General features: G+C 73.3%; 26 protein-coding genes. 16 read left to right on the plus strand and 10 right to left on the minus strand.

What is annotated here, in order from left to right; all coding sequences use genetic code 11:
• Positions 1-153 precede the first annotated feature (153 nt).
• Complete coding sequence (locus WFH32_RS12290; protein ID WP_191795927.1) at positions 154-1,206, minus strand: LLM class F420-dependent oxidoreductase; 1,053 nt, start codon at positions 1,204-1,206, stop codon at positions 154-156.
• 92 nt (positions 1,207-1,298) lie between these two features.
• Here WFH32_RS12290 and WFH32_RS12295 point away from each other — a divergent pair, with 92 nt between their 5' ends.
• From WFH32_RS12295 to WFH32_RS12330, 8 genes are all read left to right on the plus strand, one after another.
• The gene (locus WFH32_RS12295; RefSeq protein WP_336707648.1) at positions 1,299-2,960 is read left to right on the plus strand and encodes a bifunctional ADP-dependent NAD(P)H-hydrate dehydratase/NAD(P)H-hydrate epimerase; all 1,662 of its coding nucleotides are present in this window, start codon (positions 1,299-1,301) and stop codon (positions 2,958-2,960) included.
• Positions 2,961-3,029: 69 nt separating this feature from the next.
• The gene (locus tag WFH32_RS12300; protein WP_442946333.1) at positions 3,030-3,743 is read left to right on the plus strand and encodes a nucleoside/nucleotide kinase family protein; all 714 of its coding nucleotides are present in this window, start codon (positions 3,030-3,032) and stop codon (positions 3,741-3,743) included.
• Between the two features lie 57 nt (positions 3,744-3,800).
• Complete coding sequence (locus WFH32_RS12305; RefSeq protein WP_318244063.1) at positions 3,801-4,799, plus strand: pseudouridine synthase; 999 nt, start codon at positions 3,801-3,803, stop codon at positions 4,797-4,799.
• Positions 4,800-4,971: 172 nt separating this feature from the next.
• Complete coding sequence (gene alr, locus WFH32_RS12310) at positions 4,972-6,291, plus strand: alanine racemase (protein ID WP_336707693.1); 1,320 nt, start codon at positions 4,972-4,974, stop codon at positions 6,289-6,291.
• Positions 6,288-6,947, plus strand: a complete 660-nt coding sequence (gene tsaE / locus WFH32_RS12315) for a tRNA (adenosine(37)-N6)-threonylcarbamoyltransferase complex ATPase subunit type 1 TsaE (protein WP_191795930.1) — start codon at positions 6,288-6,290, stop codon at positions 6,945-6,947. The genes alr and tsaE overlap by 4 nt, the downstream gene beginning before the upstream one ends.
• Before the next feature lie 9 nt (positions 6,948-6,956).
• Positions 6,957-7,688, plus strand: coding sequence for a tRNA (adenosine(37)-N6)-threonylcarbamoyltransferase complex dimerization subunit type 1 TsaB (tsaB, locus tag WFH32_RS12320; protein ID WP_191795931.1), 732 nt, complete (start codon positions 6,957-6,959; stop codon positions 7,686-7,688).
• The gene (gene rimI, locus WFH32_RS12325) at positions 7,685-8,233 is read left to right on the plus strand and encodes a ribosomal protein S18-alanine N-acetyltransferase (RefSeq protein ID WP_191795932.1); all 549 of its coding nucleotides are present in this window, start codon (positions 7,685-7,687) and stop codon (positions 8,231-8,233) included. The genes tsaB and rimI overlap by 4 nt, the downstream gene beginning before the upstream one ends.
• Entirely contained in the window at positions 8,230-9,087 is an 858-nt protein-coding gene (locus WFH32_RS12330) for a sulfurtransferase (RefSeq protein WP_442946334.1), read from the plus strand. The genes rimI and WFH32_RS12330 overlap by 4 nt, the downstream gene beginning before the upstream one ends.
• A gap of 114 nt (positions 9,088-9,201) precedes the next feature.
• On the opposite strand, the gene WFH32_RS12335 is transcribed toward WFH32_RS12330, so the two are convergent.
• Positions 9,202-9,843: a malonic semialdehyde reductase gene (locus tag WFH32_RS12335; protein ID WP_191795934.1), complete on the minus strand. Its 642-nt coding sequence runs from the start codon at positions 9,841-9,843 to the stop codon at positions 9,202-9,204.
• A 165-nt stretch (positions 9,844-10,008) separates the two neighbouring features.
• Here WFH32_RS12335 and tsaD point away from each other — a divergent pair, with 165 nt between their 5' ends.
• Positions 10,009-11,079 (plus strand): tRNA (adenosine(37)-N6)-threonylcarbamoyltransferase complex transferase subunit TsaD, encoded by a 1,071-nt coding sequence (gene tsaD / locus WFH32_RS12340; RefSeq protein WP_191795935.1) that lies wholly within the window; start codon positions 10,009-10,011, stop codon positions 11,077-11,079.
• 102 nt (positions 11,080-11,181) lie between these two features.
• On the opposite strand, the gene WFH32_RS12345 is transcribed toward tsaD, so the two are convergent.
• The 3 genes from WFH32_RS12345 to WFH32_RS12355 all read right to left on the minus strand — a co-directional run bounded on the left by WFH32_RS12345 (position 11,182) and on the right by WFH32_RS12355 (position 14,515).
• Positions 11,182-11,931, minus strand: coding sequence for a class I SAM-dependent methyltransferase (locus WFH32_RS12345; RefSeq protein ID WP_191795936.1), 750 nt, complete (start codon positions 11,929-11,931; stop codon positions 11,182-11,184).
• Between the two features lie 145 nt (positions 11,932-12,076).
• On the minus strand, positions 12,077-13,213 hold the full coding sequence (locus WFH32_RS12350) for a glutamate--cysteine ligase (protein ID WP_138825488.1): 1,137 nt from the start codon (positions 13,211-13,213) through the stop codon (positions 12,077-12,079).
• Between the two features lie 3 nt (positions 13,214-13,216).
• Positions 13,217-14,515 (minus strand): class I SAM-dependent methyltransferase, encoded by a 1,299-nt coding sequence (locus WFH32_RS12355; protein ID WP_336707654.1) that lies wholly within the window; start codon positions 14,513-14,515, stop codon positions 13,217-13,219.
• Positions 14,516-14,718: 203 nt separating this feature from the next.
• On the opposite strand from WFH32_RS12355, the gene groES reads away from it, so the two are divergent.
• Positions 14,719-15,015, plus strand: a complete 297-nt coding sequence (gene groES / locus WFH32_RS12360) for a co-chaperone GroES (RefSeq protein WP_030151887.1) — start codon at positions 14,719-14,721, stop codon at positions 15,013-15,015.
• 203 nt (positions 15,016-15,218) lie between these two features.
• Here the strand turns inward: groES and WFH32_RS12365 are convergent, their stop codons facing one another.
• The gene (locus WFH32_RS12365; protein WP_030151886.1) at positions 15,219-15,506 is read right to left on the minus strand and encodes a WhiB family transcriptional regulator; all 288 of its coding nucleotides are present in this window, start codon (positions 15,504-15,506) and stop codon (positions 15,219-15,221) included.
• 211 nt (positions 15,507-15,717) lie between these two features.
• Between WFH32_RS12365 and WFH32_RS12370 the strand changes: the two genes are divergently transcribed.
• Together WFH32_RS12370 and guaB are read left to right on the plus strand one after the other, a co-directional pair.
• On the plus strand, positions 15,718-16,854 hold the full coding sequence (locus tag WFH32_RS12370; protein ID WP_336707655.1) for a MerR family transcriptional regulator: 1,137 nt from the start codon (positions 15,718-15,720) through the stop codon (positions 16,852-16,854).
• 94 nt (positions 16,855-16,948) lie between these two features.
• A complete protein-coding gene (gene guaB, locus WFH32_RS12375; RefSeq protein WP_191795939.1) occupies positions 16,949-18,472 on the plus strand; it encodes an IMP dehydrogenase in 1,524 nt (507 codons plus the stop codon).
• Here the strand turns inward: guaB and WFH32_RS12380 are convergent.
• Positions 18,457-20,106: a UDP-N-acetylglucosamine 1-carboxyvinyltransferase gene (locus tag WFH32_RS12380; RefSeq protein ID WP_442946335.1), complete on the minus strand. Its 1,650-nt coding sequence runs from the start codon at positions 20,104-20,106 to the stop codon at positions 18,457-18,459. The genes guaB and WFH32_RS12380 overlap by 16 nt on opposite strands.
• Positions 20,107-20,235: 129 nt before the next feature.
• On the minus strand, positions 20,236-20,934 hold the full coding sequence (locus tag WFH32_RS12385) for an exonuclease domain-containing protein (RefSeq protein WP_191795940.1): 699 nt from the start codon (positions 20,932-20,934) through the stop codon (positions 20,236-20,238).
• Between the two features lie 210 nt (positions 20,935-21,144).
• Here WFH32_RS12385 and WFH32_RS12390 point away from each other — a divergent pair, with 210 nt between their 5' ends.
• On the plus strand, positions 21,145-22,269 hold the full coding sequence (locus WFH32_RS12390) for a GuaB3 family IMP dehydrogenase-related protein (protein WP_138825476.1): 1,125 nt from the start codon (positions 21,145-21,147) through the stop codon (positions 22,267-22,269).
• Positions 22,269-22,853, plus strand: coding sequence for a GNAT family acetyltransferase (locus WFH32_RS12395; protein ID WP_191795941.1), 585 nt, complete (start codon positions 22,269-22,271; stop codon positions 22,851-22,853). Before WFH32_RS12390 ends, WFH32_RS12395 begins: the two co-directional genes overlap by 1 nt.
• A gap of 83 nt (positions 22,854-22,936) precedes the next feature.
• Here WFH32_RS12395 and WFH32_RS12400 read toward each other — a convergent pair whose 3' ends face one another.
• Positions 22,937-23,698: an SDR family NAD(P)-dependent oxidoreductase gene (locus WFH32_RS12400; RefSeq protein ID WP_191795942.1), complete on the minus strand. Its 762-nt coding sequence runs from the start codon at positions 23,696-23,698 to the stop codon at positions 22,937-22,939.
• Positions 23,699-23,793: 95 nt separating this feature from the next.
• On the opposite strand from WFH32_RS12400, the gene WFH32_RS12405 reads away from it, so the two are divergent.
• On the plus strand, positions 23,794-24,408 hold the full coding sequence (locus WFH32_RS12405) for a TetR family transcriptional regulator (protein WP_191795943.1): 615 nt from the start codon (positions 23,794-23,796) through the stop codon (positions 24,406-24,408).
• 155 nt (positions 24,409-24,563) lie between these two features.
• Entirely contained in the window at positions 24,564-26,189 is a 1,626-nt protein-coding gene (locus WFH32_RS12410) for a succinic semialdehyde dehydrogenase (RefSeq protein ID WP_336707659.1), read from the plus strand.
• On the opposite strand, the gene WFH32_RS12415 is transcribed toward WFH32_RS12410, so the two are convergent.
• Positions 26,164-26,985 (minus strand): SanA/YdcF family protein, encoded by an 822-nt coding sequence (locus tag WFH32_RS12415; protein WP_191795945.1) that lies wholly within the window; start codon positions 26,983-26,985, stop codon positions 26,164-26,166. The two genes, WFH32_RS12410 and WFH32_RS12415, sit on opposite strands and share 26 nt — an antisense overlap.
• Between the last annotated feature and the right edge of the window lies 1 nt (position 26,986).

The raw sequence follows: 26,986 nt of genomic DNA on the forward strand, positions 1-26,986 counted from the left end.
AGCATGCGGTTCGTGTCGGTCGAGCATGCGGTGGGCGTCGCGCAACGCGTCGAGACGAACGCCGACCGCATGCTCGGCACCGGGCCCGCCCACCGGGCCCGCCCACCGGGCCCGCGCACCGGGCCCGCCCACCGGGACGGGCCAGGGAGCGGCTCAGCCCTGCAGGGCCGGGATCACCTCGCGCTCGAACAGCTCGATGCCGGTGCGGTCGTACGCGGCCTCGGCGAAGTACGTGATCGCGTACGTCATGCCCGCGCCCTCGAGCTTCTGCAGGTTCTCGACGATCTGCTCGGGCGTGCCGACGAGCGGTCCCGAGCGGAAGTCGGCCACGGTCTCCTCGGCCTTCGCGGGGACGGTCTTGGCGTAGTGCTCGCCGATCCACCGGAGGCGGTCCTCGACGTCGGCCTCGGTCGCCCCGATGACCACGTTGTAGTTGGACGAGCGCGTGATCTCGTCGAACGGGCGCCCGATCGCCTCGCAGTGCCCGCGCAGCACCTCCGACTTGTGCGTGAAACCCTCGAGCCGGCCGTCGAAGTTCGTGTACTGCGCGTGCCGGGCCGCGATGCGCAGCGTCTTCTTCTCGCCGCCTCCCGCGATCCACAGCGGGATGCTCGGTGCGCCGGCGCCCTCCGGTCCCACGCCGTCGAGGACCTGGAGCGGCTGCGGGTGGCACAGCGCGCCGTCGACCTGGAAGTACGTGCCGTCGAGCGTCGCCGAGCCCGTGCGCCACATCTGCTCCATGACCTGCACGCCCTCGTCGAGCGCTCCCAGGCGCGCACCGGCTCCCGGGAAGCCGTAGCCGTACGCACGCCACTCGTGCTCGTACCAGCCGGCGCCGATGCCCATCTCGGTGCGGCCACCGCTCACGATGTCGACGGTCGCCGCGACCTTCGCGAGGTAGGCGGGGTTGCGGTACGCGATGCACGTGCACATCTGGCCCAGGCGTACGCGCTCGGTCGAGGCGGCGAACGCGGCCATGAGCGTCCACGCCTCGTGCGTGGCCTCGCCCGTGGGTTCGGGCACGGTGTGGAAGTGGTCGTAGACCCACGCCGACTCCCACGCGTGGCGCGCGCCCGGGAGGCGCTCGCCGGCCAGCGCGGTGTCCGCGTGGCGCGCGAGGGAGCGCATGGTCTCCCACTGCTCGGAAGGGTCGATGCCGACGAGGTCCTGACGCCAGCCTTGCGGGATGAAGAGTCCGAATCGCATGGTCGCCAATCTAGCCCGGCGGGTCGGGGGCGCGTCGTGCCGGGTGCACCGGTGGTCCGGCGGGGAGCGTGGCAGCGGGGCAGGATGGGCCCATGATCGAAGCGTTCACCGCCGCCCAGGTCCGTGCCGCCGAGGAGCCGCTGCTCGCCCGCGGGGTCCCGCTCATGGAGCGCGCTGCGTTCGCGCTCGCGACGGTCGTGGCGCAGGACCTTCGGCGAGGCGCGCGCGGGAGGACGCCCGACGGCGCAGCGCGGCCTCGGCGGGTCACCGGACGACGGGCGGTGCTCCTCGTGGGATCGGGCAACAACGGCGGCGACGCCCTGTTCGCGGGGGCGTACCTGGCCCGGCGCGGTGTCGTGGTCGAGGCGGTGTGCACGAGCGAGCATCCGCACGCCGAGGGGTTGGCCGCGCTGCGTCGCGCGGGCGGGCGGGTGATCGACCTCGCGGCCCCGGCCGGGCGCGCGCCCTGGTCGCACGTCGTCGCCACGGTCCTCTCGGCCGACGTGGTCGTCGACGGGCTGGTCGGGATCGGCGCGACCGGGGCGCTGCGAGGTGTGGCCGGGGACCTGGTCGGGGCGCTCGTGGCCGAGCGGTCGCGGCGGTCTCCGGGCTGGTCCGGGCCCGGCTCCGGCCCCTGGGTCGTCGCGGTCGACGCCCCGAGCGGCACCGGGGTCGACGACGGCTCGGTCCCCGGGCCCGTCCTCCGCGCCGACCGGACGGTCACGTTCGGCGCGCTCAAGCCCGGTCTGCTGCTGCCCCCGGCGACGCATCTCGCCGGGGCCGTGACGCTCGTCGACGTCGGGCTGGAGGACGTGGGCGGCGCGGCGGGACCGCGGGTGCGGCGCCTCGAGCGCGCGGACGTCGCTCGGCTGTGGCCCGTCCCCGGGCCGACGGACCAGAAGTACACGCGCGGTGTCCTGGGCGTCGTCGCGGGCACGCCCACGTTCCCGGGGGCCGCGGTCCTGGCCGTGACGGCGGCGGTCCGCGCGGGCGCAGGCATGGTGCGCTACCGCGGGCCCGACGACGTCGCTCACGTCGTCGTCTCGGCACGCCCCGAGGCGGTGCCCGCCGAGGGCAGGGTGCAGGCCTGGGCGCTCGGTTCGGGGATCCCGGCGGCCGAGGATCGGCCGATCGCACGGGAAGGCGGCGGGGACGGGGGTGGCGGGCGGAGCGCGGACGCCGGGCAGCACGAACGGATCCGGTACGCGCTCGCGGTCGCGTGCGGGTTGCTGTCCGAGGACGTCACCGGACCGAGGGTCCCCGCGGTGGTCGACGCCGGAGCCCTGTCGTTGCTCCCGGACCGTTGCCCGCCGTCGGTCGTCCTGACGCCGCACGCGGGCGAGCTCGCGACCCTTCTGAGCGCTCGGGGCGAGGACGTCGACCGCGAGGGGGTCGAGGCCGAGCCGTTGCGCTGGGCGCGCAGGTCGCACGACCTCACGGGCGCGACCGTGCTGCTCAAGGGGGCGGCGACGGTGGTCGTCGGTCCGGACGGGGCGTGGTCGCAGGCCGACGGACCCGCGTGGCTCGCCACGGCGGGGGCAGGAGACGTGCTCACGGGCCTTCTGGGCGCCCTGCTGGCGGCGTACGGCGAGCGCGTGGTGCAGGAGCCCGGCCTGGCGGCAGAGCTCGCTGCTGCGGCTGCTACGGTCCACGGGTGGGCGGGCGCCCGGGCGAACCCTGGCGGGCCGGTCGCGGCCCTGGACGTGGCCGAGGCGCTGCCGGGCGTGGTCGCGAACCTGCTCCGCCGAGGGTGAGACGCAACCTCGCCGAGGGTGACGGGCGAACCCGCCGAGGGTGACAAGACGAGAGACCGAGGGTGACGCGTGCAGAACGAGGGTGACCAGATCCTGGTCGAGGGTGACGTCACGGCGGACCTCGTGGCGCGGTGCCGATCACTCGTCGACACGGCCCGGCGTGCGCAGAGGACGGGCGGTCCCGTGCGGGTGCTCGTCGGGATCGTGGGTGCGCCGGGAGCCGGCAAGTCGACGCTCGCCGACGAGGTCCTCGCGTCGCTCGCCCACCCGGTCTCCGAGGCGCCCGCGGTGCGCGCCGTCGTCGTGCCGATGGACGGGTTCCACCTCGCCGACGCCGAGCTCGGGCGACTGGGGCGCCGCGACCGGAAGGGCGCGCCGGACACGTTCGACGCGCACGGCTATGTGGCGCTCCTCGAACGGCTCCGGTCGCCGCGCCCGGGAGTCACGGTCTACGCCCCGGCGTTCGACCGGGACCTCGAGGAGCCCGTCGCCGGGTCGATCCCCGTGGCGCCCGGCGTCGAGCTCGTGCTGACCGAGGGCAACTACCTGCTGCTCGGCGAGGGCGACGACGAGGGGCGTTGGGACGCGGTCCGCGGACTCCTCGACGAGGCGTGGTTCGTGGAGCTTCCCGACGAGACCCGGATCGAGCGGCTCGTGGCCCGGCACGTCCGTCACGGCAGGACGCCCGCCGCCGCGCGCGACTGGGTGCTCGGCTCCGACGAGACCAACGCCCGGCTGGTGGCCTCTACCCGGGACCGGGCCGACGTCGTCGTGCATCCCTGAGCGCCGCCCCGGTCCACCGCGGAGGCTAGCGCGGGGGCAACGGCTACCGTGGTGGCCGTGCCCACCCCGACGACCCCCCATGACCCGCCGCGCCGCCGGCGGATCCCGTTCCAGCCGCTGCCCGTGCGGGACGGGCTCAACGCGACGCGCGTCGTCCTGCCGGAGAACGGGGACGGCAGCGAGGGGTCGCCCCGCTGGGAGACCGTCCTCGACCACCTGGTCCACCGCTTCCCCGACGACGAGCCGCGCCTGCGCGAGAAGGTCGCCGCGGGCGAGGTCGTCGACCACCTGGGGCGGGCGGTGACCGCGGAGACCGCCTTCGCGCAGCACGCGCGCGTGTTCCTCTACCGGGACCCGCCCGTCGAGACGCGCGTACCTTTCGAGATCGAGATCCTGTACCAGGACGACGACCTGGTCGTCGTCGACAAGCCGCACTTCCTCGCGAGCATCCCGCGAGGGGCGTTCATCGCGGAGTCGGCCCTCGTGCGGCTGCGCCGGGACCTGGAGCTGCCCGAGCTCTCGCCCGCCCACCGCCTCGACCGCGTGACCGGCGGGGTCCTCGTGCTGACCGTACGACCCGAGGTCCGCGGCCCGTACCAGACGCTCTTCGCCGAGCGGCGCGTGACCAAGGTCTACGAGGCGGTCGCGGGCGTCGACCCGGGTCTCGAGCTCCCGCGCGTCGTGCGCAGCCGCATCCACAAGGAGCGCGGCGTCATGCGCGCCTTCGAGGTGCCCGGCGAGCCGAACTCCGAGAGTCTCGTCGAGCTCGTGGACACCCGGGAGGTCGCGGCCGACCCAGGTCAGGGGGAACCCAGCACGCTCGGCCTCTACCGTCTGACGCCGCACACCGGCAAGACCCACCAGCTCCGGCTGCACATGAACTCGCTCGGTCTGCCGATCCTGCACGACAACTTCTACCCGACGTTCTACGACGTGCGCCCTGACGACTTCAGCCGCCCGCTCCAGCTCGTCTCGCGCTCGATCGAGTTCGTCGACCCGCTCAGCGGGAAGCAGCGGCGGTTCGAGACGACCCGCCCCCTGCAGGAGTGGTCCTAGGCCCGACGGCGTCACCGTCGGCGGGTGCCACCGCAGGCGGGTGAAGGAACCGGTGAGAGAATCGGTGACCGTGAGCCCCTTCAGCGACCCCAGGCACGGATCCGCGGACGACTTCACCCCTCTCACGGCGGCCGGTACCCCGCACCCCGCCGACTACTTCCCTGCGCGTGCGGTGATCGACCTGGGCGCGATCCGCTCGAACGTCGAGGCGCTCGCGTCCCGTGCGAGCACCGCGCAGGTCATGGCGGTCGTCAAGGCCGACGCATACGGTCACGGCCTGCTGCCGAGCGCCCGCGCGGCGCTCGCGGGCGGTGCGACGTGGCTCGGCACGGCCCAGGTCTCCGAGGCGCTCGCGCTGCGTGCCGCCGGCATCGGCCCGGACCAGGCGCGGGTCCTCACGTGGCTCTACGCACCGGGCGCTCCGCTCCGGGCGCTGGTCGAGGCCGAGATCGACGTCTCGGTCGCCTCGGTGTGGGCCGTCGAGGAGGTCGCCGACGCGGCCCGCGCGGCCGGGCGCCCGGCCCGCGTGCACCTCAAGATCGACACGGGTCTGGGACGCAACGGGATCATGCCGGACCAGCTCCCGGCAGCGCTCGACGCGGCGCTGCGGGCCGAGTCGGCGGGAGTGCTGAGCGTCGTCGGGATCTGGTCCCACTTCGCGTTCGCGGACGAGCCCGAGCACCCGACGGTCCTGCACCAGGTCGAGGTCTTCGACGAGGCGGTCCGCACGGCCGAGGGCGCGGGCGCCCGGTTCGAGGTGCGCCACCTCGCGAACTCCGCGGCGACCCTGACGAACCCGAGCGTGCACTACGACCTCGTGCGTCCGGGCCTCGCCGTCTACGGTCTGTCGCCGGTCCCGCAGCTCGGGACGCCCGACGACTTCGGTCTGATCCCGGCCATGACGCTCGAGGCCGAGCTCGCGACGGTCAAGCGCGTCCCGGAGGGCCAGGGCGTGTCGTACGCGCACGCCTACACGACGTCGCAGGCGACGGTCCTCGGTGTGGTGCCCCTCGGGTATGCGGACGGCATCCCGCGGCACGCGTCGGGCGCCCTGCCCGAGCGTCCGGGCGGTCCGGTGCTGGTCGGCGGCCCGGTCGACGAGGCGGGCGGGATCGACGGCACGGGCCGCGTCCTGCACGTCGCGGGGCGGGTCTGCATGGACCAGTTCGTGCTGGACCTGGGACCCTACGCCGCCGAGCAGGCGGGCGACGTCGTGACGCTCTTCGGTCCCGGCGCGGGCCTCGCGCGCGGCGGGGCCCCGACCGCGGAGGACTGGGCGCTGGCCGCCGGGACCATCAGCTACGAGATCACGACGCGCCTGGGCGCGCGCGTCCCGCGCGTCTACCGGGACGGCGGCGCGTCGGGCCCGACGGCGGAGCTCACCTCGGGCGGTGACGCCACCCTCGGGAGGCCCGCCCCGGCGCGGGCGGACCGCGCACAGGACCACACGCTGCGTGAGCGCACGCACGACGACCAGGAGTGGCTGTCATGACCGATCTGACCTTCGACCTGCCCGACGCGGACGCGACCCGCGCGTTCGGTCTGGCCCTGGCGCGCGAGCTGCGCGCGGGCGACCTCGTGATGCTCACGGGCGACCTGGGCGCGGGCAAGACGACCCTGACCCAGGGCATCGGCACGGGGCTGGGGGTGCGCGGTCAGGTCGCGTCGCCGACCTTCATCATCGCGCGGGTCCACCCGCCGCTCGCGGACGGCCCGTACCTGGTCCACGTCGACGCCTACCGGCTCGGCTCGCTCGACGAGGTGGAGGCCCTCGACCTCGACGCGAGCCTCGACGAGTCGGTCACGGTCGTCGAGTGGGGGCAGGACCTCGTGGAGTCGCTCGCGGAGGACCGCCTGGAGATCACGATCGAGCGCCCGCGGGGTGGTGTCGACACGTCTGCCACGGACGAGGCGCCCCGGTCCGGCGAGACCGACGAGCCGGTCGACCCGGACGACGAGCACGAGTCGCCCGAGGCCGGCGTCCGGCACGTGACCGTGCGAGCCCTGGGCGACCGGTGGGTCGAGGTCGCCGGCCTCGCCGACGGGCTGCGTGCGGCGGTCGAGGCCGCTGCGGAGCACGCCGCAGCGGACCCGGCCGCCGGCGGCTCGGCCCAGGACCTGGCCGCGCACCGGCCCGCGGATCAGTAGGCTGGGACAGTGGCAGTTCTCGCGCTCGATACGTCAGCCGCCGTCGCGGTCGCCCTCGTCGGGGACGGCGGTGAACGGCTCGCTGTGCGCTCTGCGGACGAGCGCCGTCGGCACGCCGAGACCCTGGCCCCGCTGATCAGCGAGGTGCTCGCCGAGGCCGGGGTGGACCGCACCGCGCTGACGGCCGTCGTCGCGGGCACGGGGCCCGCTCCCTTCACGGGCCTGCGGGTCGGGCTGGTCACGGCGCGCACGCTCGCGCTGTCGCTCGGCATCCCGGCGTTCGGCGTCTCGGGGCTCGACGCGATCGCCGCGCAGGCCGTGAGCGACCTGGGGCTGACCCCGGGCGAGGAGGTCCTCGCGACGGCCGACGCGCGCCGGCGGGAGGTCTACTGGGCGCGCTACCGCGTCGTGGCGCACGAGGGGCCGCACGCGACGCCGGTGGTCGAGCTCGTCGCCGGACCGGACGTCGGTCCGGCCGCCGGACTGGCCGACCAGGTGGAGGGCGCCGTGGTCGTGGGCGAGGGCGCCGTGCTCTACCCCGATCACCTGCCGCTCGCCGAGGACGCCCCGCTCGTCCCCGACGCGGTCGTGCTGGCGCGGCTCGCGATCGCGCGACGCGACGCGGGAGACGAGCAGCCCACCGAGCCGTTGTACCTGCGCCGCCCCGACGTCCAGGAGCCCGCGGCCCGCAAGCGCGCGACCGACGCGCTCCCGGCGGACCGGAAGGCGAGCGGGGCGTGAGCGCGCACTACGAGGTCAAGCTGCGGCCGCTGCGCGCGGCGGACCTGCCGCGCGTCGTGCGTCTGGAGCAGGAGCTGTTCGGCCCGAGCGCCTGGACGTACGGGATGCTGGCCGAGGAGCTCGGCGCGCTGGGTCGTTGGTACGTCGCGGCCGAGCCCGTCCGGATCTACGCGGCCGGTCCGCAGGAGCTCGTCGGCTACGCGGGGCTGTGGTTCGACGGTGACGTCACGCAGGTCATGACGATCGGGGTGGACCCGCAGTACCACCACCTCGGCATCGGGTCGGTGCTCCTGACGGCGCTGATCGACCGTTCTCGCCAGGTCGGTGCGAGCGCCGTCCTGCTGGAGGTCGCGGTCGACAACGACGCGGCGCTGGCCATGTACGGGAAGTTCGGGTTCGAGCAGCTCGGTATCCGCAAGCGGTACTACCAGCCCGAGGACGTCGACGCCTACACCATGCGTCTCGAGCTGACCGACGACGCCACCGCACCTGTCCCTGCGGGCAGGGAGGGCGACGTGCTGCCCGACGAGCCGGGCGTCGCGTGAGCGCTCGGGACGCGGTGCTCGTCTCGGCGCGGGCGCTGCGCGACGAGCTCGCCGCGGGCACGGGGGACCTGGTCCTGCTCGACGTCCGCTGGGCGCTCGGCGTGACCGACGGCCACGAGCAGTACCTCGCGGGGCACCTGCCGGGTGCGGTGTTCGTGGACCTCGAGACCGAGCTCGCGGCGCCACCGTCGCCCGCGCGAGGTCGTCACCCGCTGCCGGACCTCGCCGACCTCCAGGCGGCGGCTCGCCGCTGGGGCCTGCGTGCGGGGTCGCGCGTGGTCGCGTACGACGCCGTGGGGGCCACGTCGGCCGCGCGCGCCTGGTGGCTGCTGCGCTGGGCCGGTCTCGCGGACGTCCGCCTGCTCGACGGCGGCCTCGGCGCCTGGACGGGCGCGGGCCTCGCCCTCGACACGGGGGAGGTGCTCCCGGTCCCGGGCGACGTCGTGCTGTCCCAGGGTGCGCTCCCCATGCTCACGCCCGACGACGCGGCGCACCTGGCGTCGTCGGGCGACGGGCTGCTCCTGGACGCCCGGGCGGGCGAACGCTTCCGGGGCGAGGTCGAGCCCGTGGACCCGCGTGCGGGGCACGTACCGGGCGCGGTGAGCGCACCGACCACCGGCAACCTGGGTCCCGACGGGCGCTTCCTCGACGAGGCGGCGCTGCGCGAGCGCTTCGCGGGCCTGGGCGTGCAGGGTGGCGCGAGCCGGCAGGTCGGCGTGTACTGCGGCTCGGGCGTCACGGCTGCGCACGAGGTCGCGGCCCTCGCGACGATCGGGGTCGACGCCGCGCTGTACGCGGGGTCGTGGTCGCAGTGGTCGAACGACGAGACCCGCCCGGTGGCCACGGGGGCCTGACCGGACGGGTCTGGGGTCGTGCGCAGGGCGGGTGCGACGAGCGGGGCGTCAGAGCACGGGTGACGCCGCGCCGCGCGAGGCCCGGGGTGCCTCAGCGCCTTCGGCGCTGCGACCTCAGAGGGTCTGCGACGCCTGGTCGAACGTGAGGCGCGTCTGGCGCGGGTACGTCGCGCCCTCGCCGGCCGGGGTGCCGACGTTGATGACGACGAGCGACTTCCAGCCGTTCTCGCCGAAGAACTCGGCGTCGATGCCGGCAGCGTCGAACCCGCCCATGGGGCCGACGTGCAGACCGGCAGCACGCAGGCCCACGATGAAGTAGCCGACCTGGATCAGCGCGGACGTGCGGGACATGCCCGCGCGGGTCTCGACGCCGGCCGCCTCGAGGTTCTCCTTGGCGCCCTCCATGTGCGGGGCGAGGACCGGGAGGTACTCGTGGAAGTTGGTGTCGGCCGCGGCGACGATCGTGAGCGGCGCGGCGAGGGTCTTGGCCTTGTTGCCGTCGGCCATGTGCTCGACGAGGCGCGCACGGGCCGCGGGGTCGCGGACCACGAGGAGGCGCAGCGGCACGGTGTTCATGGCGGTCGGGCCCCAGCGGACCAGGTCGTAGGCGGCCTGGATCTTCTCGTCGGGCACCGCCTCGTCCTCGAACGCGTGCACGGTCCGAGCCTCGCGGAACAGGAGGTCGGCGGTCGAGGCGTCGATCTCGAGCAGGTCGTCGAAGGCGGCGTCGATGGGGGTGAAGGTCTCGGTGCTCATGCCTCGGTCAACAGTTGAAGGATCAATCACTCTTCCCGGTCGGGGCCGTGACGTGCGACACATCCGGGCCCGGGTGCCCTCCCGGGGGCTGGACACGGCACCGCCTCGCCGGGCCGGCGCCGCGGCGCGCACGACGACCGCCGCCACGCGACTACCCTGGGAACCATGGTTTCTGGCGGTTCCTCTGACACCCTCGGTGCGCCCCTGGTCCTCGGGATCGAGTCGTCCTGCGACGAGACGGGCGTCGCGCTCGTGCGCGGTCGCGAGCTCCTCGTCGACGCGGTCGCGAGCTCGATGGACGAGCACGCCCGCTACGGCGGCATCATCCCCGAGGTCGCCTCGCGCGCCCACCTCGAGGCGATGATCCCCACGATCCAGCGCGCGCTCGGCGAGGCCGACGTCGACCTGTCCGAGGTCGACGCGATCGCCGTGACCGCCGGGCCCGGCCTCGTGGGCCCGCTCACGATCGGCGCCTCGGCCGCCAAGGCGCTCTCGATCGGCTTGAACAAGCCCCTGTACGGCGTGAACCACGTGATCGGCCACGCCGCCGTGGACGAGCTCGTCCACGGCGAGTTCCCCGAGCGCGTCATGGCGCTCGTGGTCTCGGGCGGGCACTCGTCGCTGCTCCTGGTCGACGACATCGCGACCGACGTGACCGAGCTCGGCTCGACGCTCGACGACGCCGCGGGCGAGGCCTTCGACAAGGTCGGCCGCCTCCTCGGCCTGCCGTACCCGGGCGGCCCGCACATCGACCGCCTCGCACGCGAGGGCGACCCGACCGCGATCCGGTTCCCGCGCGGCCTCACGGCCCGCAAGGACCAGGAGAAGCACGCGTACGACTTCTCGTTCTCGGGGCTCAAGACCGCGGTGGCGCGGTGGGTCGAGGCCCGGGTCGACAGCGGCCTCGAGGTGCCACTCAACGACGTCGCTGCCTCGTTCGCCGAGGCCGTCGCCGACGTCCTCACGGCCAAGACCATCGCGGCCTGCCAGCGGCACGGCGTCGAGACCCTCGTGGTCGGCGGAGGCTTCAGCGCGAACTCCCAGCTGCGCGACATGGCCGCCGAGCGCTGCGCCGAGGCCGGCATCGACCTGCGGATCCCGCCGATCCGCTACTGCACCGACAACGGCGCGATGATCGCCGCGCTCGGGTCCGCCGTCGTACGGGCCGGTGTGGCGCCGTCGGGACTGGACATCCCCGTCGACTCCTCGATGCCGCTCACGACCGTCTCGGTCTGAACCGGGGCCGGGCTCGGCCCAGAACGGGATCGAGGTCGCCATCTCCTCGATGACGACCTCGATCCCGTTCTCGTCGCGCTGCCCGCTGAAGCGTGCCGCGCCTCAGCGGGCCGGGCGCAGCAGGAACGTGAACTCGTCGGCGTCCGCCGCGGCGTGGTGCCCGTCCTCGTCCTGGACGGCGACCGTCTCCAGGCCCGCAGCCGTGGCGAGCGCCCGGAACCCGTCCTGGGTGTACCAGTGGATCGTCCAGAGCCGCTCCTCGACCGTGGTCGCGCCGTCGAGGAGCCGCTCGTAGCGCAGCGCGCTGCGCTGGGTCCGCGTGTGCTCGTCGCGCTCCTCGGCCACGACCGCGACCCGCAGGACGGCGCCGTCCTCACGCGTCGTCTCGCGGGGGACGCCCACCGCGTCGGGGGGAGTGGGCGACGGGACGAACAGCGGGACCAGGGCGGTCCCGTCGTCGGTCAGGTGGGAACGGATGCCGCGCAGCGCCGCGAGGGCCGTGTCGTCGTCGGGCAGGAGGCAGAACGTGGGCCCCGCGAGGAAGACCGAACGGTACGTGTGCGGCAGGTCGAGGGACTCCATGCGCTGGTGGTGGAGCGTCACGTCGAGCCCCTGGACGGCCGCGAGCTCGCGGCACCGCCCGAGCATGTCGGCCGACGAGTCCACGCCCTCGACGTCCAGGCCCAGCGAGCGCAGGACCAGGAGCGGGTCCCCGTCGCCGCAGCCCAGCTCGAGGGCCGGCTCGCCCGAGTCGAGCACGAAGCGCGCATAACGCTCCGGATCCTCGTAGCCCGACTTCAGGGGAGCGTAGAGCTCGGCGACGATGCCCGTGTAGAAGTCCGCAGGATCCATGCGTCCCATGGTCTCAGCAGGGGCAACGCAATTTCCGGACCGGCGCGCGGGGCGCTGCGGGACGGCCGTGGCCCAGGCGCGGTCGGGCCACCCGAGCGGGCGACGTGGCGACCTGCGGTGCCCCGCGCTCCGCCGTCGGGCACCGTCAGAGCGGGCGGCCCGCCCGCATCTCCGCGACGAGCGCCCGCACGACGGCGTCGAGCTCGCCCCCGTTGCGCCGTGCCACGGCCCGCTGCCGCTGGTAGGAGGCGCCCCGGCGCAGGATGAGGCGTACGTCGTCGAGCTCGGCGAGGCACCCGAGGCGCGCGGCGACCGGCTCGAGCTCGACGAGCAGCTTGCTCACGGCTTCGGTCACGAGCTCCTCGTTGCCCGCGCGGTCGAGGATGATGATCGCGTCCATGCCGTAGCGCGCCGACCGCCACTTGTTCTCCTGCGCGAACCACGCCGGGATCGTGGGGAGCTCCTTGCCCTCGTCGAGCAGCGTCGACAGGTGCTCGACCAGGCAGTGGTTGAGCGCGGCGAGCGCGAGGACCTCGGTCAGGTTGGTCGCGCCGTCGCAGATGCGTGTCTCGAGCGTCCCGAAGCGTGGGGACGGCCGCAGGTCCCAGCGGACCTCGTCGAACTGGTCGATCACGCCCGTGTGCATCATGTCGCCCACGTAGCCCTCGAGCTGCTCCCACGTCTCGAACTGAAAGCCCAGGCCCGCGGTCGGCAGCTGCTGGAACATGAGCGCACGGTTCGACGCGTATCCCGTGTCCTTTCCGCCCCAGAAGGGCGACGACGCCGAGAGCGACTGCAGGTGCGCGAAGTACCCCAGCATGGCGCGCGAGATGGGCAGCACCTTGGCGCGGTCCTCGATCCCGACGTGCACGTGCACGCCGTAGATGAGCATCTGCCGCCCCCACCACTGCGTGCGGTCGATGAGGGTCGCGTAGCGCTCCTTGTCCGTGACCTTCTGCTGGGCCCAGCGCGCGAACGGGTGCGTGCCCGCGCTCATGAGCTCGACGCGCAGCGGGTCGGTCAGGACGCGGATCTCCTCGATCGCGGCCTCGAGGTCGCGGCCGGCGTCGCCGACCGTGCGGCACACGCCGCTCACGACCTCGACCGTGTTGAGGAGCAGCTCCTGGCGGATGTGCGGGTGCTGGGTCCCGTCGGTGGGCTCGACGGCGTCCAGCACGGTCTGGGCGACCTGGCGCAGGTCGCCCGAGTCCTTGTCGACGAGCGCGAGCTCCCACTCGATGCCGACGGACGAGCGTTCGGACCGGGCGAAGGGAAGGTGCACCGATCAGCCCCTTTCAGGAGGCGTGGGGGAGTCGAGGACGCTCGTGCCGTCGGGCCGGGTCAACGGCTCGACGACCAGGACCTGCTGCGATCCGCCGACCCGGGTCAGGACGACGGTCGCCTCCGCGGTACCGCGCAGGTCGAGCTGCTTGCGGAGCTGCTCCGGCACGACGGCCGTGCCCCGCTTCTTGATGGTCAGCCGCCCGACGCCCCGCTCGCGCAGGTACGCCTTGAGCTTCTTGAGACTGAAGGGCATGACGTCCAGGACGCGGTACCCGGTCGCAAGATCAGCACTGTCGGCGCTGCCCACGACCGCGCGCGGCGCGGGGTGGTCCGTCGTGACGTACGCGATGGTCCGGTCCAGCTGCCGACCGCCGAGCTCCTCGGCGGCGTGGGCCACGAGCCCGGCCCGGATGATCGCGCCGTCGGGCTCGTACAGGTAGTGCCCGACGGCGCCGACGTCCGGCACGGGCTCGTCGTCGCCCTGGTCGTGGCGCAGGGTGCGCGACACGGTGCGGTGGTTGCCGTCCGCGTCGGTCGTGGTGCGCAGCACGAGGGCCGTGCGCCCGGGGCCGTCAGGGGCCAGGGGGCCGAACCACAGCGCGGCCTCGACGACGTCGCCGTCGACCGAGACCCACTGGGTCTCCGCGTCGGTGGGCAGGCCGGCGTGCGGGATGCCCGGGCCGACCTTGATCCCGACCGCGGGCACGACCGAGCGCAACGCCCACACGTCGTCGAGTGGGGGAGCGTACGAGCGCGGGTCGAAGATGCGGGTGCCCGAACGCGTGCGCCGGGCCGGGTCGGCGAACACGCCGTCGACGCCCTCGGCGACGAGGTCGATGCTCAGGCCGTCGGCGTGGCGGACCTCGGCCTCGGGGAAGTGGCGCAGGTTGACCGTCGCGATCGAGGCGGTGACCTCGTCGATGTCGGTCGCGAGGACCTGGAGGCCGGTCCCGGCGAAGGTCATGGAGTCCGCGCCGATGCCGCACGTCAGGTCGGCGACCTTGGTGACCCCTGCCGCGTGGTAGCGCTGCGCGTGGTGGGCCGCGACCACGAGCCGGGTCGCCTGCTCGAGGCCGTCCTGGGTGAAGAGCATTCCGTCGGCGAACGCGTCGAACTTGAGGTGCGCCTTGGCGCGCAGGCGGGACTGGGTGAGGGCCGCCGCGGCGAGCTCGGGGTCGACGCCCTGGGCGCGCAGGCCGGTCGCGAGCACCATGGCCTGGCGCTCGTCGTAGGGCGGGAGCGCGCTGAGGAGCGACCATCCCGCGGGGCTGAGCAGCTTGGTCAGTGCCGACGCGTCCATGCATCGATCTTTCCACGCCCGGTGCTCGTTGGCACTCGCCTTGACCGAGTGCTAATGCGGACCTAGATTGAGCGTAGGTCGTCCACACCCTCGGGTGAGGGCGACAAGAGCGACACCCGCCGGTCCGGCACCCGCGACGACGGACGGCAGGCAGCGCTCGACACCTACCCGTTGCAGTTCTCACAGCGAAACGGAGGTCCGACGTGTCGGTCCCCATCAAGCCGCTCGAGGACCGGATCGTCGTGAAGGCCCTCGAGGCCGAGACCACGACCGCATCCGGCCTGGTCATTCCGGACACCGCCAAGGAGAAGCCCCAGGAGGGCGAGGTCCTGGCCGTTGGTCCGGGTCGTATCGACGACAACGGCAACCGCGTCCCGCTGGACGTCGTCGTCGGCGACAAGGTCATCTACAGCAAGTACGGCGGCACCGAGGTCAAGTACGGGGGCCAGGAGTACCTGGTGCTCTCCGCGCGCGACATCCTCGCCGTGGTCGTCTCCTGATCTTCTGATCACAGGCTGACGTCCAGCAGCTCTGCTGGTGACGAAGGGCCCCGCAACCTCTGGGTTGCGGGGCCCTTCGTCTGTCCGGTGCCGGCGGGATCTCGAGGCCGGCGCGGGCGCCGGGGACGGGTGGTGGGTGCGGTGATACGGGGTGGTGCCGGGTGCTGCGCGGGCGGGGGCCCGCAGGCCTGCGGGCCGGAAGGTCAGCCGGTCTTCGCGACGCCGGCCAGGATCGCGGCGCGCTCGTCCTCGCTGAGGCCGCCCCAGACCCCGTAGGGCTCGCGGACCTTGAGCGACTGCTCGCGGCACTGCATCATCACCGGGCACGAGGCGCAGATCGCCTTGGCCGCTTCGGCGCGTCGTCGTCGGGTCGAGCCTCGCTCGCCCTCCGGGTGGAAGAACAGGGTGTCGTCCTGGTCACGGCACGAGCCCTGGTACTGCCATTCCCACAGTTCCATGACCGGTCCGGGGAGCCTCGAGATCTCTGTCATGGAGCACAACCTACAAGCGTTGCAGAAGTTGTTCAAGTGGCTGAGGTGGGCAACTTCATGAACCGGTTCTTGGTGGTCTGCATCGATTTGCGTCCGGAGTGGCGCGAACCGCACTCGTTTCAGGAGTGATTCAGCCGATCCGGTCATCACGGACTGAGACACGCCGCGTCCGAAGTGGCGAGCGGCTGGACCGGTCGGCAGAATCGGGTGCATGACTTCACTCCGGTCCGCCCCGAACCCCGGCGGGCCCCGACGGAAGGCGACCGAGGCACCAGCTCTCGCCGTCGCGGCCGTCGCCAAGAGGCTGGGCGTCGCCCCGGCCACCCTCCGCACCTGGGACCGTCGGTACGGTCTCGGGCCCTCCGAGCACACCGCCGGTTCCCACCGGCGGTACACCGCCGACGACGTCGCACGGCTCGTCATCATGCGTCGCCTGACACTCGAGGGGGTCGCCCCGGTCGACGCCGCGCGCGCAGCGCTCGACGCCGACGAGGCCGAGCTGGCCCTCGAGATCGAGGTCGGGGACAGCGACGACGCCGACGACGCCGACGGCGCCGAACGTTCCGACGACGGCGACGGCGACCCCGAGCCGGGTGCAGCCCCCTCCCCGGCGGCCGAGACCCCGTCCGGAGGGGTGCGGCTCCTGCGCGCCGTGCCACGGGCGTCCGACGACGAGCCCGTGCGTCTCGGTGCTCCGCGCCCGACGAGCGTGTCCGACGTCGTGGACGCCGCCATCGCCTTCGACCAGAAGAAGTGCGACCAGCTGCTGCGCATCGCCCCCGGCGCCGACCCCGGCCACTGGTGGTCGACGCTCGTCGAGCCGGCGCTGCACCGCATCGCCGAGCGGACGTTCCTCGCGTCGCCCGGCGAGATGCCCGAGGTCGTGTTCTCCAACGCGACGCTCGCCGCCCTGCGCGAGTACACGCACGCGTCCGAGGAGGCGCTCGTCGCGGGAGGCGGTCCGCCGCCCAACCACCCGAGCCGCATGCGCCGGATCGTCCTGATCTTCGCCGCCCCGGGGGAGCAGGTGCCGCTCGCGGCGCACGCCTTGGCCGCGGCGCTCGGCGCCCAGGGGGCCATGGCGCGCATCGTCACGGGCTCGGCCACGGCGCACCGCTCGCTCGAGCTGGTCACCATGGTCCGCCCCGCGGCCATCGCGGTGGTCACCATGCAGCCCAGGCCCGTGCTCGACGTCGTGCACACGTTGCACGAGGCCAACCCGGACCTGCCGATCTTCGTGGGTCTCGCGAACGACGAGGCCGCGGCGAGCCTGCCCTACGCCTCGACCGTCCAGCGCGTGCGCAGCTTCACCGGGTTGCTCCACGAGGCCCTCGCCGTCGTGCGGTGACCTGCGCCACGCGCAGGCTCCTGGCCATCACCCGGCCGTCCCGGTGGCGGGACGGCCGGGAATATGCAGGAGGGCCTGAGCGTAGAATCTTGATGTGACCGACTCTCTCGCAGCCCCCGCACACGACCCCTTCGGCTTCACCGGACTGACGTACGACGACGTCCTCCTGCTCCCGAACGAGACGGACGTCATCCCGAGCGAGGTCGACACGACCGCCCGGCTGACGCGCGAGATCACCATGTCCGCACCGCTGCTCTCGGCCGCGATGGACACCGTGACCGAGTCGCGCATGGCGATCGCGATGGCCCGTCAGGGTGGTATCGGCATCATCCACCGCAACCTGTCGATCGAGGCGCAGGCCAAGGAGGTCGACCTCGTCAAGCGGTCCGAGTCCGGCATGATCACCGATCCGGTCACGGTCGGCCCCGAGGCCACGCTCGCCGAGCTCGACGCGCTGTGCGGCCAGTACCGGGTGTCCGGTCTGCCCGTCGTCGAGCCTGACGGCACGCTCGTCGGCATCATCACGAACAGGGACCTGCGGTTCGTCAACCCCGCGGACTTCGCCGAGCGGCGCGTGTTCGAGATCATGACGCCCATGCCCCTCGTGACGGCTCCGATCGGCATCGCGCGCGACGACGCCGCCGCGCTCCTGGCCAAGCACAAGATCGAGAAGCTCCCGCTCATCGACGCCGAGGGGCGCTTGGGCGGTCTCATCACGGTCAAGGACTTCGTCAAGACCGAGCAGTACCCCGGCGCGACCAAGGACGGCGAGGGTCGCCTGCGCGTGGGCGCCGCGATCGGGTTCTTCGGCGACGCGTGGACCCGTGCGACCGCGCTCGCCGAGGCCGGCGTGGACGTCCTGGTCGCCGACACCGCGAACGGCCACGCACGCCTCCTGCTCGACATGATCCGCAAGCTCAAGGCGGACCCGGCGTTCAAGGACGTCCAGGTCGTCGGCGGCAACGTCGCGACCCGCGCGGGCGCGCAGGCGCTCGTCGACGCCGGGGCGGACGGCGTCAAGGTCGGTGTCGGACCGGGCTCGATCTGCACGACCCGCGTCGTCGCGGGCGTCGGCGTACCGCAGGTCACCGCGATCTACGAGGCCTCGCTCGCGTGCCGCCCGGCCGGTGTCCCGGTCATCGGCGACGGCGGCCTGCAGTACTCGGGCGACATCGCGAAGGCGCTCGTCGCGGGCGCGGACACGGTCATGCTCGGCTCGCTCCTCGCAGGCTGCGACGAGAGCCCCGGCGACCTCGTGTTCGTCAACGGCAAGCAGTACAAGCTCTACCGCGGCATGGGCTCGATCGGGGCCATGGCCTCGCGCGGCAAGAAGGTGTCCTACTCCAAGGACCGCTACTTCCAGGCAGACGTCGCGAGCGACGACAAGATCGTCCCCGAGGGCATCGAGGGACAGGTGCCCTACCGTGGCCCGCTCGGTGCCGTCGCGCACCAGCTCGTCGGCGGCCTGCACCAGTCGATGTTCTACGTCGGCGCGCACACCATCCCGCAGCTCCAGGAGCGCGGCAAGTTCGTGCGCATCACGCCGGCCGGGCTCAAGGAGTCGCACCCGCACGACATCCAGATGACGGTCGAGGCACCCAACTACACGGGGCGCTGACCTCGCGGCCCGGCAGGACCCGGGCGCGGGACGAGACGACAGGACGGGCGCGACCCGCGCGGGGGGCGCGCCCCGCCGGTCGTGCCGCGCCGGCGAGGTGCGGCGCGGGCCGGCGCGCTCCGCGCGCCGAGCTCGATGAGCCGCGCCTGGAGCTGCTCGTAGCCGCGCGAGATGATGTCGACGTTGCGCAGCACCGAGGTGCCCTTCGCGGCGAGCATCGCGAGCAGGATCACGACGGCGGGCCGCAGCGCCGGCGGGCAGCTCACCTCGGCGCCCGACCAGTGGGTCGGGCCCGTGATGTCGAGCCGGTGCGAGTCGAGCAGCCGGACGTCGGCGCCGAGGCGCGTGAGGTCCGTCAGGTGGATCGCGCGTCCCTCGTACACCCAGTCGTGGATGAGGGTGTGCCCGCTCGCGCACGCCGCGATGACGGCGAAGAACGGCAGGTTGTCGATGTTGAGCCCCGGGAACGGCATGGGGTGGATCTTGTCGATCGGCGCGTGCAGCTCGCTCGGGTGGACGGTGACGTCGACCAGGCGGGTGCGGCCGTTGAGGGCCAGGTACTCGGGGGAGAGCGAGTAGCGCAGGCCCATCTCGGACAGCGTCGCGAGCTCGATCTCCATGAACTCGATCGGCACCCGCGCGACCGTGATCTCGGAGCCCGTGACGATGCCGGCGGTCAGGAGGCTCATGGCCTCGACGGGGTCCTCGGACACCGCGTACTCGACGTCGGCGTCGATGTCGGTGCGTCCGTGGATGCGCAGCGTCGTGGTGCCGATGCCCTCGATGCGCACGCCCAGGAGCTCCAGGTAGAAGCAGAGGTCCTGGACCATGTAGTTGGGGCTCGCGTTCCGGATCGTCGTCACGCCGTCGCGAGACGCGGCGGCCATGATCGCGTTCTCCGTGACGGTGTCGCCGCGCTCGGTCAGCACGACGCTGAGGTCCTGGGCGCCTGGGGTCGCGACGACCGCCTCGTAGTTGCCCGAGGCCGCGGTGACCGACAGCCCGAACGGGCGCAGCGCGATCATGTGGGGCTCGACGGTCCGGGTGCCCAGGTCGCAGCCGCCCGCGTAGGGGAGCGAGAACTCGTCCTGGAGACCGAGCAGCGGGCCGAGGAACATGATGATCGACCGGGTGCGGCGGGCTGCGTCGACGTCGATCGAGGCGAGGTCGAGCTGCTCGGGCACGATGATCTCGAGGTCGCGACCGTCGGCGGACCACGTGGCCTGCACGCCGATGCTGCGCAGGACGTCGACGATGCGGTCGACCTCCACGATGCGGGCGACGCGGCGCAACGTGGTGCGCCCGCGGTTGAGGAGCGACGCGCACAGCAGGGCGACAGCGCCGTTCTTCGAGGAGTTGACCTCGATGCGGCCCGAGAGCACGTGGCCGCCGCTGACCCGCAGGTGGGAGTGCTTGGGGGCTCCGAACGAGATGATCTCCGAGTCGAGCGCGGCGCTGATCCGGGCGAGCATGTCGAGGCTCACGTTCTGCGAGCCCTGCTCGATCCGGTGGATCGCGCTCTGGCTCGTCCCGAGGCGCTCGGCGAGCTGGGCCTGGGTGAGGCCCTTGTTCTGGCGTGCGCCGCGGATGAGGGCGGCGACCTGTGCGAGGTGCTGGGGTGCTTCGTCGACCATGGTCATGAGCCGACGATAACTCATGGATGAGATAACAGCGCGTCGATCCCGTGGGCTCGGCGGGACTTCACGGGATCATCACGAGCGGCCCATATGTTCTATGAGGTTTTGCGGTCCGACGACCGTGGCTCAGGACGGCCAGGCGGTGCTGGCCCCCGCGCCGACGTACCCCTGCCCGGCGCGCCACGTGTTGAAGTTCTCCGCCCAGGCCCGGTGAGCCGTGATCTGGTGGCGGTGCAGCGAGTCGAGGTCCCGTTCGGCGAGCTCGGGGAAGACGCGGGTCATGGCCTCGAGCACGTCGAGCGTCGCGAGGACGTCGACGTCCGCGGTGTGGAGGTTGCCGCCGTCGGTCACGCCGTAGTGCACGCACAGGTCGCCGAGCTTGCGCTTCCCCTTGCGGAAGCGGTCGAGCGAGCGGTCGAGCACGAGCGGGTCGATCACGGGCGTGACCTCGCGCCCCAGCCGTTCGCCCAGGGTCGGCAGCGCGTGGCGTGCGAGCTCGGCGTCGAGCAGGGACAGGTCGAACGCCGCGTTGAACGCGACGACCGGCACGCCGATCGCGAGGTCCGCGGCGATGAGCGACGCGATCTCCTCGAGGGCCGGTCCCGGGGCCACCCCGTGCGCGACCGCGTGCTCGGTCGAGATGCCGTGGATCGCGGCCGCCTCCGCGGGGATGGGGACGCCGGGATCGACGAGCCAGGTCCGGACCTCGGTGCTCCGGCCCGGGACGCGCCGCACGAGCGCCGCGGTCACGATGCGGTCGTTCGTGACGTCGACCCCGGTGGTCTCGGTGTCGAAGCCCAGCAGCGGTCCGGTCGTCCAGCTCATCGTCGTGCTCCTTGCAGTCGTCCTGTGGGTGGTGGCCCGGCGGTCCTCGCCGTTCACGACCGTCCCTGGTCTCTGCTGGTGAGCATGCCAGCGGCCACTGACAGCCCTGACAGCCCCTCACAGCCCTGGCGGGCGGCGCTGCTGGGACGTCGCGGTCCACCGCGTGGCGCGCGAGGGCGTTCCCCTGCCCGGGCCCGGTATCCTCGTCGGGTGAGCAACGAGATCGAGATCGGTCGTGGCAAGCGCGGACGGCGCGCCTTCTCCTTCGACGACATCGCCGTGGTCCCCTCCCGGCGTACGCGTGACCCGGAGGACGTGTCGGTCGGGTGGCAGATCGACGCCTACCACTTCGACCTGCCGATCCTGGCGGCCCCCATGGACTCCGTGATGAGCCCGGCGACCGCGGTCGCCCTGGGCAACGCGGGCGGCCTGGGCGTGCTGGACCTCGAGGGCCTGTGGACGCGGTACGAGAACCCGGAGCCGATCCTCGCGGAGATCGCGACGCTCGACGCCGTGAGCGCGACGCGTCGCATGCAGGAGGTGTACGCCGAGCCGATCAAGGCCGAGCTGATCACCCAGCGCCTCAAGGAGATCCGGGAGTCCGGCGTCACGGTCGCGGGCGCCCTGTCGCCGCAGCGCACGCAGGAGTTCTACAAGACGGTCGTGGACGCCGGGGTCGACCTGTTCGTCATCCGTGGCACCACGGTCTCGGCCGAGCACGTGTCGGGCAACGCGGAGCCGCTCAACCTCAAGCGCTTCATCTACGAGCTCGACGTCCCGGTCATCGTGGGAGGGGCCTCGACCTACACCGCGGCCCTGCACCTGATGCGCACGGGAGCTGCGGGCGTCCTCGTCGGCTTCGGTGGCGGCGCGGCGCACACCACGCGTGTGAGCCTCGGCATCCACGCGCCCATGGCGACGGCTGTCGCGGACGTCGCGGCCGCGCGTCGCGACTACCTGGACGAGTCGGGTGGCCGTTACGTGCACGTCATCGCGGACGGCGGCGTGGGGCGTTCGGGCGACCTGGTCAAGGCCGTCGCGTGCGGCGCGGACGCCGTGATGCTCGGCGCCGCGCTGGCGCGTGCCACCGAGGCCCCGGGCAAGGGCTGGCACTGGGGCTCCGAGGCCCACCACCCGCAGCTTCCCCGTGGCGAGCGCGTGAGCGTCGGCACGGCGGGCTCCCTCGACGAGATCCTGTTCGGCCCGGGCCGCCAGGCTGACGGCACCCTCAACCTCGTGGGCGCGCTCAAGCGCGCGATGGCCACGACGGGCTACTCGGACCTCAAGGAGTTCCAGCGCGTCGAGGTCGTCGTCTCGCCCTACCAGCCGCGCTGATGGCTCCGGGCCGCATCCGCGACGGGGTCGGGTTGACGAACGCCCTCGGCGCGGGTGCGCCCGCCGGCGGCGAGCCTGGACCCGCGCGGGCTGCTCCTGACGGTGCCGTCGAGCCGGTGCGGGACGGCGTCGTCGGGACGTTCTCCGTGGGCGGCGTCGACTTCCGGGAGATCACCGACGACGACGTCGAGCAGGTCGTCGCCCTGTGGGAGGCGTGCGGCCTCGCGCGGCCCTGGAACGACCCGCACCTGGACGTGGCGGACGCCCGGACGGCCCCGTCCTCGGCGATCCTCGTCGCGCGCTCGGGTGCTCCGGGCGGCGGGGCGGGCCCCGTCGTCGCGACGGCGATGGCCGGGTTCGACGGGCATCGCGGCTGGATCTACTACGTCGCGGTGGCGCCGGACCTGCAGGGCTCGGGGCTCGGCCGGGACGCGGTGGTCGCCGCGGAGGCGTGGCTCGCGTCGCAGGGCGTGCGCAAGGTACGCCTCATGGTGCGCACGACCAACACGCAGGTCCTGGGCTTCTACGAGCGGCTCGGGTACGTCGACGCCGAGTGCACCGTCCTCGGCCGCGACCTCGGCTGAGACACCAGGGCAGCGGGACCCGAGGCGGATCGGGCGCGGCGAGCAGCCCGACCGGCCTCGGGTCCACGACCCGGGACGGGCCGTCAGATGGTCGACCAGCCGCCGTCCGACATGAGGAGCACGCCGTTCACGTTCGCCGAGTCCTCCGAGAGCAGCCACGTGATCGAGGCCGCGAGCTGCTCGGCGGTCGCGGGGGCGGGCACGGTCGCCTGCATGATCGGCCCGAGTCGCTTGGCGCCGAGCTCGGAGCGGAACTGCGCCTCGATGTTGGTCGCGACGGCGCCCGGCGCCACGGCGTTGACGCGCACTCCTGCGGGGCCGTAGAAGAGCGCGGTGCTCTTGGTCAGGCCCACGACCGCGTGCTTCGAGGTCGCGTACGGGGTGCCCGAGGCGCCGGCGCGCACGCTGGCCTCGCTCGCGACGTTGACGATCCGGCCGTGGCCCGCGTCGACCATCGCGGGCAGCACGGCGCGCATGAGCTTCATGGGTGCGGTCACGTTGATGCGCATGACGCGCTCCCACAGGGCGTCGTCGATCTCGGCCGTGGGGACGAACGAGTCCATGATCCCGGCGTTGTTGACGAGTCCCGTGATGCGACCCTCGCCGGCCTCGACGATGCGGGCGATCACGGCGTCGTCGGACACGTCGCCCTCGATGGTCAGGAGGGGGGCCTCGCCGCTCTCGGCGACGAGCGCGGTGAGGCGGTCGGCGTCGAGGTCGCTCGCGATGACGCGGGCGCCCTCGGCGAGGAGCCGGGTCGCGGTGGCCTTGCCGATGCCGGAGCCTGCGCCGGTGACGACGACGGTCGCGCCGGAGAATCGGTTCGGGATGGTCGACGTGCTCATGATGGGGGTCCTTCCGCCGGGTCGAGGTGCCTGGATTCGGCTCCTGCTACCTTTATAACACTCAGTGCCATAAACCTGTTTCGCGAGGAGATGTGATGTCGCAGACACCCGCACGCCGGGGACGCCCCGCCACGGTCGATCCGGCGCACGTCGCCGCCACGGCCCTGCGCCTGTTCACCGAGCAGGGCTTCGGGAACGTCACGATGGACGACGTCGCGAGCGCGTGCGGCGTCGGGCGGCGGACCCTCTTCCGTCTCTTCCCGTCCAAGGCCGCGATGGTCTGGGGCGGCTCGGGCGAGGCGCGCGACGCGATCACCGAGGTGCTGGGCGCGAGCAGTCCCGCAGGCCTGGCCGAGGCGCTCGACGTGGTGCGCGCCGCCTTCGTCGCGTCCTCGACCTTCCCCGACGACGCCCTCGAGGTCACACGCCAGCGGCTGCGGCTCATCGGCTCGGACGACGAGCTGCTCGCCTGGGGAACGTCGCGCATCGGCACGTCGGCCGCGCTCGTCGAGTCCTTCCTGGCCCGCGCCGAGGGCGGGCCTCAGCCGTCGCTGCGCGCGCGGTCGCTCGCCGCGGCGTGCTCGGCCGCGAACTTCGCGGCTCTCGTCTGGTGGGCCGAGGCCGCCGCCGAGCGGGACCCGGCCCAGGTCGTCGACGACGCCCTCGCGCACCTCCTCGACGGAGCGCGCAACTGGGCGGCGCAGGGCTGAGCGGGGCAACCCGGCGCCCTCTCGGCGCGGCCCCGGCTCGGCCCGCGCCCGTCGGCCCCGGCCGACGTCATTCCCGGCACGCCGGGCGAGACCTACCAAAGGGGATTGTGTGAAGGGTGTTCTGCCCGGGGGTGCTGCCGCGTAACCTGTCACGCATGGCAAGCGAAACATCGGACGGCAGCGCCGCCATCGACGGCCTCCTGGATCCGGAGCACCCCTCCGCCACGTACGTCCTGGAGCCCGACGTCGTCGCTCCCCTCGTGGCCCGCGTCGTCACCTCCCACACGGCGGGCGAGCACCGCTCGGTCCTCCCGTTCACGGGGGCGCCGCTCGCGTCGATCCCTCTGTCCTCGGTCGAGGACGTCGCGGTCGCGGTCGCGCGTGCGCGTCGCGCCCAGCGTTCCTGGGCGCACACCACGGTCGGCGAGCGCGCAGCGGTGCTCCTGCGCTTCCACGACCTGGTCCTCGAGCGGCAGACCGAGATCCTGGACCTGCTCCAGATGGAGACGGGCAAGTCGCGTCGCAGCGCGTTCGAGGAGGTCGGTGACATCGCCCAGGTCACGCGCCACTACGGCGTGCGGGCCGCGCACTACCTCGCCGAGCGTCGCGTGGGCGGGATGCTGCCCGTCCTGACGCGCGCGAGCGTGCACCGCCGTCCGGTCGGCGTGGTCGGTGCGATCGCGCCCTGGAACTACCCCCTCACGCTGGCCCTCGCCGAGGCCCTGCCCGCCCTGGTCGCAGGCAACGCCGTGGTGGTCAAGCCGGACCCCCAGACCACGCTGACTGCCCTGTGGGCCGCCGAGCTCCTCGAGGAGGCCGGGCTGCCCGGCGACCTGCTGCTCGTCGTGGCCGGTGGCGGAGAGATCGGTGCGGCCCTGACGGGGCTCGTCGACCACATCGCGTTCACGGGTTCGACCGCGACCGGGCGCAAGGTCGCTGCGCAGGCGGGCGAGCGGCTCATCGGGACCACGCTCGAGCTGGGCGGCAAGAACCCCCTGTACGTCGCGGCCGACGCGCACGTGCCGTCCGCGGCCCAGGGTGCCGTGCGTGCGTGCTTCTCCAACAGCGGCCAGCTCTGCGTCTCGATCGAGCGGCTCGTCCTGCACGAGGACATCGCCGAGGAGTTCCTCGACGCGTTCGTCCCGCTCGTGCGCGAGCTGAGGCTCGGCACCGCGCTCGACTACTCGGTGGACATGGGCTCGCTCACGTCCCAGGCGCAGCTCGACCGCGTGGTGGCCCACGTCGACGACGCGCTCTCGCAGGGTGCCCGTGTGCTCGCCGGCGGTGTGCACCGCGCGGACATCGGGCCCTTCTTCTACGCGCCCACGGTCCTCGACCACGTGCCGCCCACGGCCGAGTGCGCGCGCGAGGAGACGTTCGGCCCGGTCGTCACGGTGACTCGCGTTCCCGACGACGCGGCCGCGATCCGGGCCATGAACGACTCGGACCTCGGGCTCAGCGCGAGCATCTGGACGCAGGACACCGCGCGCGGACGCCGCCTCGCCGCGCAGGTCGAGGCGGGGGCCGTCAACATCAACGACGGGTACGCGTCGGCGTTCGGCTCGGTCGCGGCACCCATGGGCGGGTTCAAGAGCTCGGGCGTGGGGCGTCGGCACGGGCGCGAGGGGATCGAGGCGCTCACCGAGGCACAGACGATCGTGGTCCAGCGCGGGGTGTCGCGCGGACTGAGCTTCGACACCCTCTACGCGCAGCCTGCCGACCGCGCGAGCCGCCTGCTCACGACCGCCTTCGCGGTCATGAAGAAGCTGCGCCTGCCGTAGCGGCCGAGAGCGAGTCCAGGACGTCCGTGACCGCGGTCTCGCGCGTGCCGAGGTGCACGGGCTCCCGGCCGGTCACGGCGTCCCAGGCGGCCTTGAGCGAGGCCGGCGCCTCGCGCACGCGGTACATCACGGCCTTGGCGGGCTCGACGCTCTCCGCGGACACCCCGACGCCCACCGCGTCGATGCCCGCCTGCGCGCACGAGAACAGCGCCCGGGGCAGGTGGTAGTCCTGCGTGAGGACGACCGCCTCGGTGACCCCGAAGACCTCACGTGCCCGCACGCACGTGTCGTGGGTGTCGAAGCCCGCGAAGTCGCGCACGACGCGTTCCGCGGGCACGCCGTGGGTGACGAGCCAGTCGAGCATCGCGGTCGGTTCGTCGTAGTCCTCGCTCGAGTTGTCCCCGCTCACGAGGATCACCTCGATCGTGCCGCGCTCGTACAGCTCGCGCGCAGCGTCGAGGCGCCGCGTGAGGTACGTCGACGGCGTGCCGTCGGGGCGCAGGCCCGCGCCGAGGACGAGGGCCACGGGGCGCGCGGGCACGTCCTCGACCCCGGGGTGCACGCGCAGCTGCCCGCTCACCTGGACCCACGCGACGGGGGCCGCGACCACGAGGACCAGCGCGGCTGCCCCGATGAGCGCGGCGCGTCCGCGGCGGCCTCGCAGCCAGGACGGTCCGGGTCGGCGTGCCCGCCCCGCTGCGGGGCGCCCAGGACTCTCCGTGGAGGTGTCGTTCGGCCCCGCCACGTCCGGCGCTGTCTCCGGGGGCGTGGCCCGGTCCGTCCCCTGCTCGCTCATG

Source organism: Oerskovia sp. USHLN155, assembly GCF_037145535.1.
Lineage (GTDB): Bacteria > Actinomycetota > Actinomycetes > Actinomycetales > Cellulomonadaceae > Oerskovia > Oerskovia rustica.